We start from the raw sequence: 18,076 nt of genomic DNA, 5'->3' as shown, positions 1-18,076 counted from the left end.
AGTTAATTAATAATTATGATAATTGCCCAAAGCAATTATAACAACCTTAAGGTGGTTATTGCGGCGGGGCTCACCTCTTCCCATCCCGAACAGAGTAGTTAAGCCCGCCTGCGCAGATGGTACTGCAGTTATGTGGGAGAGTATGTCGTCGCCTTTCTTTTGAAAACCCTATCCAAACTGGATAGGGTTTTTTTTGTTTTTCATAGGATCGACGTGTTCGCCTAACGGCTCGGCTTGTCGTCTTTCTTTAATCTGGACTTGTTACAGATTCTAAAACCCGTTTCTTACGAAACGGGTTTTTTTATTTTATACTCTTTTGATTTTATATTAAATCCTCCCCAGGTTTTGTTCCTGATCCTGATTATTCTGTATTTTGATTTATTGATTTATCATTTTTTTTTATTTATTAAACGGATGTAATATGCAGTTGAGTCTCTTAAAATAAAACAGGAATAGGGTGTGGTTTAGCGTTTGATAGTTTTAAAAAGAGGACTTGATTGTTGCTGCAAAGTAATAACTAAGGATAGTTTAAAGGGGGTATTGGTGCTGTTTTTTTAATTTATGCAATTCAGCTTTGTGGTAACTATGGGGATTGGGTATGTTATTGTTGTTTTTAATGACGGTGTCTAGAGAAATTATTTGGATTATGAGAGAGGTTAATAGTTGTTTTATGAGTTTAGAAAGGGTCTGATATGGCTTTTTAATTGTTTAAATGATAATTTACGGCAAAGAGTATGAATTGCAAAACACACGATATCAACTATATATAGTTTTAATTGAAAAAACATAAAATAAAACGGTTCAAAAAGCTTGAATAACTGAATAAAGTGTCTACTTTTGCACCCGCAACAGCAAACAAGTTCTTACTTTTTTAATGAAAACCAAATCAAAATTAACTGAATAAAATCGGAAAAAAGATTTGTGAGATTAGAAAGAAGATAGTATCTTTGCACCCGCTTCGAGAAACACCTTAGGTGTTAAACGAGACGAAAAAAACAAGAAGAACACGTTCCTAGACATATTGAATTGACAGCCGTTTTTGAGAGAGATTTCAAGAACACAAGAATAAAGAGTAATGAATCGAGAGATTTGAAAAAACCGATAGATCTTCAGTCAAACATAAATAGAACTAAAGCAATTTAGTTCGCATAATATACGATGAAGAGTTTGATCCTGGCTCAGGATGAACGCTAGCGGCAGGCTTAACACATGCAAGTCGAGGGGTATAGGGAGCTTGCTTCCTAGAGACCGGCGCACGGGTGCGTAACGCGTATGCAATCTACCTTTTACAGAGGGATAGCCCAGAGAAATTTGGATTAATACCTCATAGTATTACGACCTGGCATCAGGATGTAATTAAAGTCACAACGGTAAAAGATGAGCATGCGTCCCATTAGTTAGTTGGTAAGGTAACGGCTTACCAAGACTACGATGGGTAGGGGTCCTGAGAGGGAGATCCCCCACACTGGTACTGAGACACGGACCAGACTCCTACGGGAGGCAGCAGTGAGGAATATTGGTCAATGGGCGCAAGCCTGAACCAGCCATGCCGCGTGCAGGATGACGGTCCTATGGATTGTAAACTGCTTTTATACAGGAAGAAACCCTCCGACGTGTCGGAGCTTGACGGTACTGTAAGAATAAGGATCGGCTAACTCCGTGCCAGCAGCCGCGGTAATACGGAGGATCCAAGCGTTATCCGGAATCATTGGGTTTAAAGGGTCCGTAGGCGGTCAGATAAGTCAGTGGTGAAAGCCCATCGCTCAACGGTGGAACGGCCATTGATACTGTCTGACTTGAATTATTAGGAAGTAACTAGAATATGTAGTGTAGCGGTGAAATGCTTAGAGATTACATGGAATACCAATTGCGAAGGCAGGTTACTACTAATGGATTGACGCTGATGGACGAAAGCGTGGGTAGCGAACAGGATTAGATACCCTGGTAGTCCACGCCGTAAACGATGGATACTAGCTGTTGGGAGCAATCTCAGTGGCTAAGCGAAAGTGATAAGTATCCCACCTGGGGAGTACGAACGCAAGTTTGAAACTCAAAGGAATTGACGGGGGCCCGCACAAGCGGTGGAGCATGTGGTTTAATTCGATGATACGCGAGGAACCTTACCAAGGCTTAAATGTAGTTTGACCGGTTTGGAAACAGATCTTTCGCAAGACAAATTACAAGGTGCTGTACGGTTGTCGTCAGCTCGTGCCGTGAGGTGTCAGGTTAAGTCCTATAACGAGCGCAACCCCTGTTGTTAGTTGCCAGCGAGTCACGCCGGGAACTCTAACGAGACTGCCAGTGCAAACTGTGAGGAAGGTGGGGATGACGTCAAATCATCACGGCCCTTACGCCTTGGGCTACACACGTGCTACAATGGACGGTACAGAGAGCAGCCACTACGCAAGTAGGAGCGAATCTACAAAACCGTTCTCAGTTCGGATCGGAGTCTGCAACTCGACTCCGTGAAGCTGGAATCGCTAGTAATCGGATATCAGCCATGATCCGGTGAATACGTTCCCGGGCCTTGTACACACCGCCCGTCAAGCCATGGAAGCTGGGGGTGCCTGAAGTCGGTGACCGCAAGGAGCTGCCTAGGGTAAAACTGGTAACTAGGGCTAAGTCGTAACAAGGTAGCCGTACCGGAAGGTGCGGCTGGAACACCTCCTTTCTAGAGCCTTAGTGTTAGTTGATTTATCAACACGCTAGGGAAAGAGACGAAAAGAGAAATTGGAAACAAAGATTAAAATTTATTACTCTTGCTGTTAGTTCAAATAATACAATTTAAGAATAAAGAGTGTCTCGTAGCTCAGCTGGTTAGAGTACTACACTGATAATGTAGGGGTCGACAGTTCGAGTCTGTCCGAGACAACTATTTAAACTTAAAAAAAAAGAAGAATCTAGAGTTAGCAATTCACAACTCATTTGGATGTAAAGTAAAGTTACTGAAAACTGAATACTGAACACTGCCAACTGTATTGGGGAATTAGCTCAGCTGGCTAGAGCACCTGCCTTGCACGCAGGGGGTCAACGGTTCGACTCCGTTATTCTCCACTAATTTAGTAATTAGACAAAAGCCAATAGGCAAGAGTTTAAAAACTAGATAACGAAGCGATACTAATGCCTTTTGGCTATTACCTATTGCCTAGAAAAAAGTTCATTGACATATTGAGATAAGAAAATAATAAAAGTAGAAAGCAGATTTACTATTTATTTAGTAAATCGAAAAAACGGTCTTAATTGATTTTAAGATTGGTACAATAAGCAAAATAAGGGCGTATGGGGAATGCCTAGGCTCTCAGAGGCGATGAAGGGCGTGATAAGCTGCGAAAAGCTACGGGGACGAGCACACATCGATCGATCCGTAGATACCCGAATGGGGCAACCCACTATGTTGAAGACATAGTACACCGATAGGTGAGCAAACCCGCTGAACTGAAACATCTAAGTAGGCGGAGGAGAAGAAAACAAAAGTGATTCCGTAAGTAGTGGCGAGCGAACGCGGATTAGCCCAAACCAATGTTGTTACGGCAATGTTGGGGTTGTAGGACCACGTTATTTGTTGCGGATAGAATTAGAATCTACTGGAAAGTAGAGCCAAAGAAGGTGATAGCCCTGTATAAGTAATAGAAGATAACGATAGTGGTATCCTGAGTAGGGCGGGACACGAGAAATCCTGTCTGAATTTGGCGGGACCATCCGCTAAGGCTAAATACTCCTGAGAGACCGATAGTGAACCAGTACCGTGAGGGAAAGGTGAAAAGAACCGTGAATAACGGAGTGAAATAGATCCTGAAACCATACGCTTACAAGCGGTCGGAGCCCTTTCGTGGGGTGACGGCGTGCCTTTGCATAATGAGCCTACGAGTTAACGTTGCTGGCAAGGATAAGTGGTTAAGCCACGGATCCGTAGCGAAAGCGAGTCTGAATAGGGCGCTTTAGTCAGTAGTGTTAGACGCGAAACCGTGTGATCTACCCATGGGCAGGTTGAAGCTGTGGTAACACACAGTGGAGGACCGAACCGGTTGACGTTGAAAAGTCTTCGGATGACCTGTGGTAGGGGTGAAAGGCCAATCAAACTCGGAAATAGCTCGTACTCCCGAAATGCATTTAGGTGCAGCGTTATGCGTAAAGTTATATAGAGGTAGAGCTACTGATTGGATGCGGGGCTTCACCGCCTACCAATTCCTGACAAACTCCGAATGCTATATAATGTTTCATAACAGTGAGGGCTTGGGTGCTAAGGTCCAAGTCCGAGAGGAAAGAACCCAGACCATCAGCTAAGGTCCCCAAATATACGCTAAGTTGAAAGAACGAGGTTTGTCTGCATAGACAGCTAGGATGTTGGCTTGGAAGCAGCCATTCATTTAAAGAGTGCGTAACAGCTCACTAGTCGAGCGGACGAGCATGGATAATAATCGGGCATAAGCGTATTACCGAAGCTATGGATTTCATATTAAATTATGGAGTGGTAGGGGAGCATTCTCACAGGGTAGAAGGTGTATCGTAAGGTATGCTGGACTGGTGAGAAAAGAAAATGTAGGCATAAGTAACGATAATGCGGGCGAGAAACCCGCACACCGAAAGACTAAGGTTTCCACAGCTATGCTAATCAGCTGTGGGTTAGTCGGGACCTAAGGCGAACCCGAAAGGGACAGTCGATGGACAACGGGTTAATATTCCCGTACTACTTATTACTGTGATGGGGTGACGGAGTGATGAAAGCGCCGCGAACTGACGGAATAGTTCGTTGAAGTACCTACCTATAAGATCTGCAGGCAAATCCACAGATCTTGGGGAAATACGATAGTACTCGGAGTCTTCGGACAAAGAGATAGTGCGCCTAAGGGCTTCCAAGAAAAACCTCTAAACTTCAGGTAATGAGTACCCGTACCGCAAACCGACACAGGTAGTCGAGGAGAGAATCCTAAGGTGCTCGAGAGATTCATGGCTAAGGAATTAGGCAAAATAGACCCGTAACTTCGGGAGAAGGGTCGCCACGCTTTACGGCGTGGCCGCAGTGAAGAGGTCCAGGCGACTGTTTATCAAAACACAGGGCTCTGCAAAATCGTAAGATGAAGTATAGGGCCTGACACCTGCCCGGTGCTGGAAGGTTAAGTGGAGATGTTATCTTCGGAGAAGCATTGAAATGAAGCCCCAGTAAACGGCGGCCGTAACTATAACGGTCCTAAGGTAGCGAAATTCCTTGTCGGGTAAGTTCCGACCTGCACGAATGGTGTAACGATCTGGACACTGTCTCAGCCATGAGCTCGGTGAAATTGTAGTAACGGTGAAGATGCCGTTTACCCGCAGTGGGACGAAAAGACCCTGTGCACCTTTACTATAGCTTAGTATTGACCTTGGACAAATGATGTGTAGGATAGGTTGGAGACTGTGAAGTGGCGTCGCTAGGCGTTGTGGAGTCATTGTTGAAATACAACCCTTTGTTTGTCTGAGGCCTAACCCCGCGAACGCGGGGGACATTGCTTGGTGGGTAGTTTGACTGGGGTGGTCGCCTCCAAAAGAGTAACGGAGGCTTCTAAAGGTTCCCTCAGTACGCTTGGTAACCGTGCGTAGAGTGCAATGGCATAAGGGAGCTTGACTGAGAGACATACAGGTCGATCAGGTACGAAAGTAGAGCATAGTGATCCGGTGGTTCCGCATGGAAGGGCCATCGCTCAAAGGATAAAAGGTACGCCGGGGATAACAGGCTGATCTCCCCCAAGAGCTCATATCGACGGGGGGGTTTGGCACCTCGATGTCGGCTCGTCACATCCTGGGGCTGGAGAAGGTCCCAAGGGTTGGGCTGTTCGCCCATTAAAGTGGCACGCGAGCTGGGTTCAGAACGTCGTGAGACAGTTCGGTCTCTATCTACTGTGGGCGCAAGAAATTTGAGTGGATCTGATTCTAGTACGAGAGGACCGAATTGGACAAACCTCTGGTGTATCTGTTGTTCCGCCAGGAGCATCGCAGAGTAGCTACGTTTGGAAGGGATAAGCGCTGAAAGCATATAAGCGCGAAACCCACCACAAGATGAGATTTCTTTTAAGGGTCGTGGGAGATGACCACGTTGATAGGCTATAGATGTAAAGGCAGTAATGTCATAGTCGAGTAGTACTAATAACCCGTAAGCTTATGTACACTTTTCCCCTGCTTCGGCGGGGGAAGAAACTTTCTAAAAAATACTTTTTTCTTTATCTCAGTATGTTAAGATATTTTGTAATTGATAGTTAACTTTAGTTAATTAATAATTATGATAATTGCCCAAAGCAATTATAACAACCTTAAGGTGGTTATTGCGGCGGGGCTCACCTCTTCCCATCCCGAACAGAGTAGTTAAGCCCGCCTGCGCAGATGGTACTGCAGTTATGTGGGAGAGTATGTCGTCGCCTTTCTTTTAAAAAAGCCTATCTGAAAAGATAGGCTTTTTTTGTACCTATTTTTTTGGAAATCATTCACTATATTTCATTTTAGTTATTTTAATTTCATTCTTAAGCTCCACATCTGATTCTTTTTTAAAATCAAATATGTATTTTTGTTTAATATAAAGACAGATAAATATGAAGAAAATAATTTTGCTTTTGACCATTGTCATAATGTCAAATTTACAAGCACAGCAACGTCCTAAATTAGTAGTGGGAATTGTAGTAGATCAAATGAAAATGGAATATTTATATCGTTTTTCGGATGATTTTTCCCCTAATGGATTCAAGAAATTAATGGGTAATGGCTATACTTTCCAAAATATGCATTTTAATTATATGCCTACTTATACAGGTCCAGGTCATGCTTCAATTTATACTGGTACAACACCTTCAAGTCATGGTATTGTAGGAAACGAATGGTTTAGCAGACTATTAGGCAAAGAACTCTATTGTACTGATGATGCTAATGTAAAAACTGTTGGTGATGGTACAGTAAAAGAAGGTGAAATGTCTCCTAAGAATATGCAAACTACTTCAATTACTGATGAATTGCGTTTAGCAACAAATTTCAAAGGAAAAGTATTTGGTTTAAGTCTTAAAGATCGTGGTGCTATTTTACCAGCTGGACATTTCGCTAATTGGGCATTTTGGTATAGTAAAACGGGTGCTTTTATTTCGAGTACTTATTATGGTTCAAAATTACCTGACTGGGTTACACAATTCAATCAAGAAAAAAGATATCTTCCCTATTTAGAAAAAGGGTGGGATTTATTCAAACCATTGGCTACTTACAATGAGAGTCTACCTGATAATAATCCATATGAAGGTAAATTATACAATAGTGTCGCACCTATATTTCCTTATGATTTAAAGGATATGTATGAGAAAAATGATGCGGGTGTGTTACGTTCTACTCCTTTTGGTAATAATCTTTTGGCTGATTTCGCTATGAAAACGATAGAGAAAGAGGAATTAGGAAAAGACAATATAACTGATTTTTTAACCGTTAGCTTTTCTTCTACAGATTATGTTGGTCACATTCAGGGACCACGTTCTATGGAATTACAGGACACCTATTTGAGATTAGATCAAACTATAGCTGATTTTTTAGTATATCTTGATAAGACTGTAGGTAAAGATAATTATTTGCTTTTTCTGACTGCTGATCATGCTGGAGCTGAAAATGTTAATTATTTACGTGATAATAAATATGGTGTTAAAAGTGTTAGTCCATCTGAGATACGAAATGGATTAAAAAAGTTTTCTGTTGATGCTTTTGGTGTTGATGTAGTTTTGAATTATTCGAATTTCAATCTCTTTTTTAATAAGGAAATTTTAAAAACCAAAGGTTTGGAGTTAAGCAAAGTAAAAGCTGCTTTCAAGGATTATTTGATGACTCAAGATCAGGTGAAACGTGTATATTCTGAAGAAGAAATTCTTGCCTCTTCGGGAAGTGATTACTATCTTGATTGTATTGCTAAGGGATATGATGCAACTCAAGATGGAGATTTAATAGTGTTAGATAGACCCGGTTTTATTGAATACTCAGGAACAGGGACATCACATGGAACACCATACAGTTATGATACACATGTGCCTCTTATTTTTTATGGCTGGAATATTAAAAAGGGTGAATCTCATAGTAAAAAAGTAATTACTCAAATTGCTCCAACAATTGCTCAATTAATAAAAATACCTTTTCCAAATGGTACAGACGCAAATGTTTTGACAGAAGTATTTGAGACTAAATAAATACTGATTTTTTATAATTTAAAAATCCCATTTCTTAATATAAGAAATGGGATTTTTGATTTATACTGTTGTTGCCGTAATAGACAAAGGGATTTGATTTTTTAATAGATCTTCAAAAGTTTCGCGTGCTCTTATCAGATGACCTTGACCATTCATCCACAACACTTCTGCTGGTTTGTATCTGGAGTTGTAATTTGACGCCATTGAAAAACAATAAGCACCAGCATTTCTAAAACATAGAATATCTCCTTCTTTAATTTCCGAAATTCGTCTGTTGTTTGCAAACGTATCCGTTTCACAAATGTATCCCACCACAGAATAAAAACGTTCTTTCCCTTTTGGATGCGATATGTTTTCAATATGATGTTGAGAACCGTAAAGCATCGGTCGAATAAAGTGATTGAAGCCACTATCAACACCTGCAAATACGGTAGAAGTTGTTTGTTTTACCACATTTACTTTGGCTAAGAAGAATCCAGCTTCACTCACCAAAAATTTTCCTGGTTCGAATATTAATGTAAGTTCTTTTCCATACTCAACACAAAATGTGTTAAATCTTTTAGAGAGTTTTTTACCTAATTCCTCAATATCAGTTTCGATATCGTCTTTTTTATAAGGCACTTTAAATCCGCTTCCAAAGTCTAAAAACTCAAGATTTTTGAATTTTTTTGCTACATCGAATAATATTTCGGCAGCATATAAGAACACTTCAATATCAAGAATATCTGAACCTGTATGCATGTGGATTCCGACAATATTCATTTTAGTGTTTTCAACTATTCGTACCAAATGAGGTAACTGATGTATTGAAATACCAAATTTACTATCTATATGCCCTACAGATATGTTAGTGTTACCACCTGCCATTACGTGTGGGTTGATTCGAATACAAACGGGTACATTAGGATGTTTAGTTCCAAATTGTTCTAATATAGAAAGATTGTCAATATTGATTTGAACTCCCATTGCATTAACCTCTTCTATTTCTTCCAAGGATACTCCATTGGGTGTATAAAATATTTTTTCAGGATCATATCCTGCATGAAGCCCTAATAATACTTCTTGGATTGAAACGGTATCAAGTCCAGCTCCCATTTCTTTTATTAGCTGTAGAACAGAAACATTCGACAAAGCCTTCATTGCATAATTGATACGTAACTTATCTACCTTAGAAAAAGCTTTAGTTAATCTATTGTATTGAGATTGGATTTTTTCGGCATCATAAACATATAATGGACTGCCAAATTGTTCTGCTAATTGTAGTAAGTCTTTAGGTTGCATCGTTATTAATTTTTAGCAAATTTATTATTCTTTATTGGTATCACAATGGAAATTTGAAATCATAACAAAACATAACAAAATGTTATAAAACAAACACTTTGTGTTTTATTGAAAAGAGTATTTATTAAGATTATTATAAATAAGGGTGGTTTAGCATAAAGATAATTAAAAATGACATGATATAATACTATTTAGGTTATTAGTCATGCCATTTAAGTTTCTGATATATTTTCAATATTATTATTATCTATAAAGTTGGTAAATCACCATTTCCTTTGGTAGGTAAATTGGTGTATCCCATAAGATATTTATCTACTTCTCTTGCAGCTTCACGGCCTTCCGAGATTGCCCAAACAATTAAGGATTGCCCTCTTCTCATATCTCCAGCAGTGAAAATGTGAGAAACATTTGTTTGATAATTAGTTGCTTTATAATTACTTCTTATATCAATTTCTAACCCTAATTGATCACTTAATGTTTTTTCGGGACCGGTGAATCCAAGTGCTAATAATGCTAAATCGCAAGGCCAAGTTTTCTCAGACCCTTCCTTTTCAATAAGTTCTGGTCTTTGACCGGGAACTATTTTCCAAGCCACTTCGACTGTTTTCAGTCCTATTAATTCCCCTTTTTCATTCGAAAGAAACTCTTTGGTATTAATTAACCAGTTTCTGTCGCAACCTTCTTCATGTGACGAAGATGTTTTCAATTGTAACGGCCAAAAAGGCCAAGGAGTAGTTTCACTTCTTCCAACGGGTGGTTTTGGCATAATTTCAAAATTAGTCACTGATTTGGCTCTATGTCTATTAGAAGTTCCTACACAATCAGAACCTGTGTCTCCACCACCAATAACAATTACATCTTTTCCAGTAGCTAATATTTGATTCGTAACATCTTCACCAAATAATACTTTTGTTTGTTGTGTCAAAAAGTCCATTGCCTGAATTACTCCTTTAGATTCTATTCCTTTTGTTGGTAAGCTACGTCTTTCGGTTGCTCCACCACATAATACAATTGAGTCAAATTGATTTAATTGCTCTATATCATAATTTACACCAACATTTACATTGGTTTTAAAAGTAATTCCTTCTAGTTCTAATACTTTTACACGTCTGTCAATGATTCCTTTTTCCAATTTGAAATTTGGAATTCCATATCGCAATAATCCTCCAATGGCATTGTCTCTTTCGAAAACAGTAACAGTATGTCCCGCTCTATTTAATTGTTGTGCTGCTGCTAATCCCGCAGGCCCAGAACCAATAACGGCAACTGTTTTGCCTGTTCTTGTTGCAGGAATTTGTGGTTTTATCCATCCCTCTGCAAACCCTCTTTCGATAATGTTTTTCTCGATATTTTCAATAGCTACAGGTTCGCTGATGATTCCCAGAACGCATGACTTTTCACATGGAGCAGGGCATAATCGACCTGTAAATTCCGGAAAATTATTGGTTGATTGCAATATTTCCAAGGCACTTTGCCATTCTTCTTGATGCACCATATCATTAAAATCAGGAATTAAATTTCCTAATGGACAAGCGCTATGACAAAATGGGATTCCACAATCCATACATCTGGAACCCTGTTCTTTAATTTTATCTTTTGGTAGCGTAATCGTAAATTCATTGTAATTTGAAACTCGTTCTGGAACTGCAACATTACTTTCGTCGGTTCTACTATATTCTTTAAATCCTCCTATCTTTCCCATGACTATTGTGCTATTAGTTCTTCAATTTGCTTTTCTTCAGATAATCTTTGTAATGCCTTTTTAAACTCAATAGGCATTACTTTGATAAAATGTCTTTGTTGGTTTTCCCAATCTTCCAAAATTCTCTTAGCTAGTGGACTATTAGTATACATAGAATGGTTTTTTATCAAACGTTTTAATTTTGATAGGTCATCATTTTCTAATGTTTCTAATTCGACCATTTCCATATTGCATAATCCGTTCTCGAATTGTTTTTTCTCATCAAAAACATAAGCAACACCGCCACTCATTCCAGCCGCAAAATTCCTTCCGGTTTTTCCTAATACAACTACAGTTCCTCCGGTCATATATTCACATCCATGATCTCCTATTCCTTCTACAACAGCAGTTGCCCCAGAATTCCTTACTGCAAAACGTTCTCCAGCCATACCATTGATATATGCTTCTCCAGTAATCGCACCGTATAAAGCAACGTTTCCTATAATGATGTTTTCCTCTGGTTTGAAAGTCGCTGTAGGCGGAACCTTGATAATCAGTTTTGCTCCTGAAAGTCCTTTACCTAAATAATCATTACAATTTCCATGAATTTTAAAGGATAGTCCATTGGTGGCAAAAGCCCCGAAACTTTGTCCAGCTGATCCAGTAAAATCAACTAATATAGTATCGTCAGGTAATCCTTGTTCTCCATATATTTTTGAAATTTCGTTACTTAAAATAGCACCAACAGAACGGTCTGTATTTTTTATTTCGAATGTTACTCTTGTTCTTTCTTTTCTATAAATCGAGGGTATTGCTTCCTTAATGATAGCAAAATCAAGTACATTTTCTAAATTATGATCTTGAGATGTAGTATTATGATTAGGGACAGTTTTAGCTTTTTCAGGTTTATAAAGGATACTAGATAAATCTAATCCACTTGCTTTATAATGTTTGATCGCTTTGTTGACATTCAGTTTTTGGGATTGTCCCACCATTTCTTTCAGTGTTCTAAAACCTAATTGCGCCATAATCTCTCTTAGCTCTTCGGCAATGAAGTACATAAAGTTTATGATATGTTCCGGCGTCCCTTTGAAATTTTTTCTTAATTCAGGATCCTGGGTTGCTATACCTACTGGGCAAGTATTTAAATGACAAGCTCGCATCATAATACATCCAGAGGCGACTAATGGTGCAGTGGCAAAACCAAACTCTTCTGCTCCTAATAAAGCAGCAATAGCTACGTCTCGTCCTGTTTTTAATTGTCCGTCACATTCTAAAACTACTCGGCTTCTTAAATCATTTAAGATTAATGTTTGTTGGGCTTCCGCCAATCCAAGTTCCCAAGGAATTCCTGTATGCTGTAAAGAAGTTAATGGAGCCGCACCTGTTCCTCCATCAAATCCAGATATTAAAATAACATCTGCTTTAGCTTTGGCAACACCTGCTGCAATGGTTCCAACACCAACCTCTGAAACTAATTTTACGTTTATTCGTGCTTCACGATTGGCATTTTTTAAGTCAAATATCAATTGAGATAAATCTTCAATGGAGTAAATGTCGTGATGGGGTGGAGGAGAAATTAATCCTACATAAGGAGTTGAATTTCTTGTCTCAGCAATCCAAGGCACCACTTTTTCACCGGGTAATTGTCCGCCTTCACCTGGTTTTGCCCCTTGAGCCATTTTTATTTGTATTTCTTTCGCACTTGTTAAATAGTTGATAGAAACCCCAAATCTCCCCGATGCTACTTGTTTGATTGCGCTGTTTCTAGAATCTCCATTCAAGTCTTTTTGGAAACGTTTTGGATCTTCCCCACCTTCTCCAGAATTACTTTTTCCGCCTATTCGATTCATTGCGATTGCTAAGTTTTGATGCGCTTCCATACTAATAGACCCATAAGACATCGCTCCCGTTTTGAATTTTTTTACAATTTCTGTCCAAGGCTCTACTTCGTCAATAGGAATTGGATCCAAATTATTGAATTCGAATAATCCTCGAATAGTCATTAAATTGGCACTTTGGTCATTGACCATAGTTGCATATTCTTTATAACTTTCTGGGCTGTTTAAACGTACCGCTTGTTGTAATTTAGCAATGGTTGTTGGATTAAACATATGCTTTTCACCATTTCTTCTCCATCTGTAGAGACCTCCAATTTCTAAAGGCAACAAACTGGCAATTTTTGAATTCGGAAAAGCATTTTTATATCTTTTCTTGATTTCCTTTTCAATTTCCATCAAGCCTATTCCTTCAATTCTGGAAGGTGTGTAAGGGAAATATTTAGTGGAGAATGTTTTGTTTAATCCTAATATTTCAAAAATTTGTGCCGCTCTATACGAATGCAGTGTAGAGATGCCTATTTTATTCATAATTTTCAGAATCCCTTTTGCAGTAGCTTTATTGTAATTTTTCACCGCATAATCTGCCTTTATACCTGTAATAAAGCCTTGATTGACTTGGTTGTGGATAATTTCGTTAACCATATAAGGATTTATCGCACTAGCTCCGTAACCAAATAACAAGGCAAAATGGTGAGGCTCACGAGGCTCAGCTGATTCAATGATAATCCCAAATTTCGAACGAACTTTTAAGATATTCATGGAATGATGAATATAAGAACAGGCCAATAACATTGGAATTGGAGCCAATTTTTCACTTACACCTCTATCTGATAGTATGATAATATTATGTCCTTCTGAAACTGCTTTGAAAGTTTCTTGAACACATTTTTCTAAAGCTCGCTCTAAACCATTTACTCCTTTTTCTATAGTATACAAGGTGGAGATAGTAGCCGATTTGAAATCAGTATGATCAATATTGCGTATTTTGTCTAAATCCTCGTTTGAAATAACTGGATTATGGATTTTTAATTTTTTGCAATGATTTGAATTAATATTAAAAATATTATAATCACCACCAATTGCTAAACTAATATCAGTAATTATTTCCTCACGAATACCGTCCAATGGAGGGTTGGTAACTTGTGCAAATAATTGTTTGAAATAGTTGTATAGCAATTGCGGTTGATTAGATAATACAGCCAATGGCGTATCGTTACCCATAGAACTAATGGCTTCAGCAGCTTTAGTCCCCATAGGGTTTATAATCGTTTTTAAATCTTCTATTGTATATCCAAATAGACGTTGTCTGGTTTCAAAATCTATTTCTTCTGTTGGAATTGCATTATTGGTATAAGGGATTTGGGCGAGATGCAACATATTCTCGTCAAGCCATTGTTTGTATGGACGCTTGGTTATAATATCTTTTTTAATTTCATCATCTTCAATAATACGCCCTTCATTCATGTCTACAAGGAACATTTTCCCGGGTTCTAATCGACCGTGTTGTACTACATCTTCTGGTTTGATGTCTAGAACACCTATTTCAGAAGCCATAATCACAAAACCACTTTTAGTAAGCGTATAACGAGAGGGTCTTAAACCATTTCTATCCAATAGCGCACCAATAACATTTCCATCCGTAAAGGGTATAGATGCAGGACCATCCCAAGGTTCCATAATACAAGCATTGTATTCATAGAATGCTTTTTTATCCTCTGACATAGTCTGGTGTTTTTCCCAAGCTTCGGGAACAACCATCATCATAGCCTCGGGTAAAGTTCGTCCTGTCATTACTAACAATTCAATAACCATATCCATTGAAGCGGAATCTGATTTTCCTTCTAATATAATTGGAAATAATTTTTTTAGGTCATCACCAAAAACATCACTTTGCATTAATTCCTCTCTGGCACGCATTCTGCTAACATTACCTCGAAGCGTATTAATTTCGCCATTATGACACATATATCTAAACGGTTGCGCTAGTTCCCAAGATGGAAAAGTGTTTGTTGAAAAACGCTGGTGTACAAGTGCAAGTCGTGTTACTAAATCATTATCTAATAAGTCAGTGTAGTACCTGCTTATATCCTCTGGCATCAACAGTCCTTTATATATTATAGTAGTTGTTGATAAACTAGAAAAATAGAACATATGACTTTCTGAAATCTTAGAATTTATAATTCCATGTTCTGCAATTTTTCTTGCTGCAAATAATTTAGCATTAAATTGTTGCTCAGTTAATTCTAATCCATTCTTGCCAATAAATACTTGCATTACTGTAGGCTCTTTTTCTGCAGCAATTTGTCCAAGATTTGAAATGTCAACAGGAACATTTCTCCAACCTATAATACTTAAATTCTGGTCTTGTATAGCTTTTTCAAAAGTAGCTTTACAAAAGTCGATTTGATTACTCTTTTTAGGTAAGAAAACCATCCCAACAGCATATTCTCTTATTTCAGGAATTTTAAAGTCACAAACTTTTTTAAAAAAATCATGAGGAATATCAAATAAGATTCCTGCTCCATCACCAGTTCTTCCATCAGCACTTACGGCACCACGATGTTCTAATTTGATTAAAATATCTAGCGCTTTATGAATAATGTCGTTCGATTTAATCCCATTTAAATTGCAAATAAACCCTGCGCCACAATTGTCGTGTTCAAATTCAGGCAAATAAAGGCCTTGTTCTTTAACTTTCATATCTTGTGTTTTTTATGTAAAAATAAGGATATCGTTAACTATAATTCAATGAATACGCCTAAACTCATTAATTATTACGTAAAAAACAAATTAGTATTAAATAAATGGCAATGTCGTTTTTTAGGCTTGTTTGAAATGATAAATCGATAATCACATATTGTGAAAAAAAGGTGTTTTTTCAATTTGACAGACCTATAAACAAAATCACAGAAAAAATTTCAATCGATATAGTGTTTTAAAAAGTGTGTGTTTTTTAAAAACGTTTGCTATATAATTTGTATTAATACTCTTAATACAATATAGATTTAGCTAATGACTTTTCAGTTTACTGATTTTTAATAGAAAAGATTTCTCTAATTAGTTGATTTTTGCTATTTTTGTACCACTTATATTCTGAAATAAATTCAGAATCCAGACAAATTCTATATTATGAACATACACGAATATCAAGGAAAAGAGATTTTAGCTAGCTACGGAGTTCGCATTCAACGCGGTATCGTTGCTAATAGTCCTGTAGAAGCTGTCGCTGCTGCAAAACAATTAACTGCCGAAACTGGAACAAGTTGGTTTGTTATTAAAGCCCAAGTTCACGCAGGTGGTCGTGGTAAAGGTGGTGGAGTTAAGCTTGCCAAAGGAATTGACAAAGTGGAAGGAATTGCAAGCGAAATCATCGGAATGCAATTAGTAACACCTCAAACATCTGCTGAAGGTAAAAAAGTACACAAAATATTAGTTGCTGAAGATGTTTATTATCCTGGTGAAACTGAAACTTCTGAGTTTTATGTTTCTGTTTTATTAAATAGAGCTACAGGTCGCAATATGATTATGTATTCTACTGAAGGTGGAATGGATATTGAAGAAGTTGCTGAACACACTCCTCATTTAATTTTTAATGAAGAAATTGATCCTTCTGTTGGTTTACAAGGTTTTCAAGCAAGAAGAATTGCTTTTAACTTAGGACTTTCAGGAAATGCTTTTAAAGAAATGGTGAAATTCATCGACTCTTTATACAATGCTTATATTGGATCTGATGCATCGATGTTTGAAATCAACCCAGTGTTGAAAACATCTGATAATAAAATTTTGGCTGTAGATGCTAAAGTTAACATTGATGATAATGCTTTATACAGACAAAAAGCTTATGCTGATATGCGTGATGTTCGTGAGGAGAACCCAATCGAAGTTGAAGCAAAAGAAGTTGGATTAAACTATGTAGATCTTGACGGAACTGTTGGATGTATGGTTAACGGAGCTGGATTAGCTATGGCAACTATGGATTTAATTAAGTACGCTGGATTTGAGCCTGCTAACTTTCTTGACGTAGGTGGAACTGCTGATGCTAAACGTGTTGAAACTGCTTTCCGTATTATCTTAAAAGATCCAAACGTTAAGGCAATTTTAATTAATATTTTTGGAGGAATCGTTCGTTGTGACCGTGTGGCACAAGGAGTTGTTGATGCTTATAAAAATATGGGTGACGCGATTAGAGTGCCAATTATTGTTCGTTTACAAGGTACAAACGCAGCTATTGCAAAAGAATTAATTGATAATTCAGGAATGCCAATTTTATCTGCTGTTGAATTTCAAGAAGCAGCTGATCAAGTAAAAGCGGCTCTTTCTTAATTAGAAAATAGTTATATATAAAAAAATCCTGAGTGAAAGCTCAGGATTTTTTTATGTTTAAATGGTAGCAGTAAAGTATTAAAATGAATTATATTCTGTTATTCTTACTTTTTAACGACTTCCTATTCTTTGAATTGTATCTGATTTGTAGATTCCAAATCCAATTGTCTTTTTTTGTGCTAATTCAAAAAGTGCTTTGGCAACAGTAATACCTTGAATGGGTTTGTATTTTTTTAAGTTTCCTATAAACAGAAAAGAAAATACTTTCATCATAAAAGCCCCTGCTTTTTCTCCAAATCTAAATTCGTTTCGATTCCCTAATAAAAGTGAGGGTTGGACTATAGATACGCTCTCAAAATTACAGTTTTCAAGAAATGACTCAATTTCACCTTTGGTTCTTAAATAAAAATTTCCTGAATTTGCATCTGCACCAAGCGAAGAAATTAATAAAAATTGTTTTACACCATTTTTTAATGCAATCAAGGCAAATTGTTTTGGGTATTCAAAATCAACTTTTCTAAAAGCTTCTTTACTTCCCGCTTTTTTAATCGTAGTTCCAATAGTACAGAAAAAATCATCACCTTTAACTAAATCATCATATGATTCTGGTTTATCAAAATCAATTAAATGTTCTATAAGTTTTGGGTGTTGATTTCCTGATACTCTTTTTCCAAAAGTAATCACTTTGTCGTACTCCTTACTTTCTAAAAGTATATTTAGCAAATGAGAACCAACTAAACCGGTACTTCCAATTATTAAAGCAGTTTTCAAAG

The 18,076-nt window shown here is 37.7% G+C and carries 6 protein-coding genes, 2 tRNA genes and 4 rRNA genes; 8 read left to right on the top strand and 4 right to left on the bottom strand.

Going from position 1 to position 18,076, the window contains the following annotated elements:
- Positions 1–47: 47 nt before the first annotated feature.
- The 7 genes from rrf (FLAK523_RS14590) to pafA all read left to right on the top strand — a co-directional run bounded on the left by rrf (FLAK523_RS14590) (position 48) and on the right by pafA (position 8,177).
- Positions 48–157: ribosomal RNA gene (gene rrf / locus FLAK523_RS14590) — 5S ribosomal RNA — on the top strand.
- 998 nt (positions 158–1,155) lie between these two features.
- Positions 1,156–2,671, top strand: a 16S ribosomal RNA gene (locus tag FLAK523_RS14585).
- A 127-nt stretch (positions 2,672–2,798) separates the two neighbouring features.
- Positions 2,799–2,872, top strand: a tRNA-Ile gene (locus FLAK523_RS14580).
- A 108-nt stretch (positions 2,873–2,980) separates the two neighbouring features.
- Positions 2,981–3,054, top strand: a tRNA-Ala gene (locus tag FLAK523_RS14575).
- A 204-nt stretch (positions 3,055–3,258) separates the two neighbouring features.
- Positions 3,259–6,141: ribosomal RNA gene (locus FLAK523_RS14570) — 23S ribosomal RNA — on the top strand.
- Between the two features lie 144 nt (positions 6,142–6,285).
- Positions 6,286–6,395 (top strand): 5S ribosomal RNA (rrf, locus tag FLAK523_RS14565).
- The 16S, 23S and 5S rRNA genes sit together here with 2 tRNA genes alongside, the layout of an rRNA operon.
- Before the next feature lie 165 nt (positions 6,396–6,560).
- Complete coding sequence (pafA, locus tag FLAK523_RS14560; RefSeq protein WP_248904838.1) at positions 6,561–8,177, top strand: alkaline phosphatase PafA; 1,617 nt, start codon at positions 6,561–6,563, stop codon at positions 8,175–8,177.
- 60 nt (positions 8,178–8,237) lie between these two features.
- On the opposite strand, the gene lysA is transcribed toward pafA, so the two are convergent.
- The 3 genes from lysA to gltB form a co-directional block, all read right to left on the bottom strand.
- Positions 8,238–9,458: a diaminopimelate decarboxylase gene (gene lysA / locus FLAK523_RS14555; RefSeq protein WP_248904835.1), complete on the bottom strand. Its 1,221-nt coding sequence runs from the start codon at positions 9,456–9,458 to the stop codon at positions 8,238–8,240.
- A 247-nt stretch (positions 9,459–9,705) separates the two neighbouring features.
- Positions 9,706–11,160: a glutamate synthase subunit beta gene (locus FLAK523_RS14550; protein ID WP_248904833.1), complete on the bottom strand. Its 1,455-nt coding sequence runs from the start codon at positions 11,158–11,160 to the stop codon at positions 9,706–9,708.
- A gap of 2 nt (positions 11,161–11,162) precedes the next feature.
- Positions 11,163–15,680 carry a glutamate synthase large subunit gene (gene gltB, locus FLAK523_RS14545; protein ID WP_248904831.1) on the bottom strand — a complete coding sequence of 1,506 codons (4,518 nt, stop codon included), beginning with the start codon at positions 15,678–15,680 and terminating at the stop codon, positions 11,163–11,165.
- A 429-nt stretch (positions 15,681–16,109) separates the two neighbouring features.
- On the opposite strand from gltB, the gene sucC reads away from it, so the two are divergent.
- Positions 16,110–17,303 carry an ADP-forming succinate--CoA ligase subunit beta gene (sucC, locus tag FLAK523_RS14540; protein WP_248904830.1) on the top strand — a complete coding sequence of 398 codons (1,194 nt, stop codon included), beginning with the start codon at positions 16,110–16,112 and terminating at the stop codon, positions 17,301–17,303.
- A 111-nt stretch (positions 17,304–17,414) separates the two neighbouring features.
- Here the strand turns inward: sucC and FLAK523_RS14535 are convergent, their stop codons facing one another.
- Positions 17,415–18,074 (bottom strand): NAD(P)H-binding protein, encoded by a 660-nt coding sequence (locus FLAK523_RS14535; protein ID WP_248904828.1) that lies wholly within the window; start codon positions 18,072–18,074, stop codon positions 17,415–17,417.
- Positions 18,075–18,076: the final 2 nt, after the last annotated feature.

The organism is Flavobacterium sp. K5-23 (assembly GCF_023278045.1).
Lineage (GTDB): Bacteria > Bacteroidota > Bacteroidia > Flavobacteriales > Flavobacteriaceae > Flavobacterium.
This window is presented reverse-complemented; position numbering and strand designations above follow the sequence as displayed.

Bases quoted from the DNA above. Each gene is read 5' to 3' on its own strand.
- pafA (WP_248904838.1), top strand. From the start codon at position 6,561: ATGAAGAAAATAATTTTGCTTTTGACCATTGTCATAATGTCAAATTTA.
- lysA (WP_248904835.1), bottom strand. From the start codon at position 9,458: ATGCAACCTAAAGACTTACTACAATTAGCAGAACAATTTGGCAGTCCA.
- FLAK523_RS14550 (WP_248904833.1), bottom strand. From the start codon at position 11,160: ATGGGAAAGATAGGAGGATTTAAAGAATATAGTAGAACCGACGAAAGT.
- gltB (WP_248904831.1), bottom strand. From the start codon at position 15,680: ATGAAAGTTAAAGAACAAGGCCTTTATTTGCCTGAATTTGAACACGAC.
- sucC (WP_248904830.1), top strand. From the start codon at position 16,110: ATGAACATACACGAATATCAAGGAAAAGAGATTTTAGCTAGCTACGGA.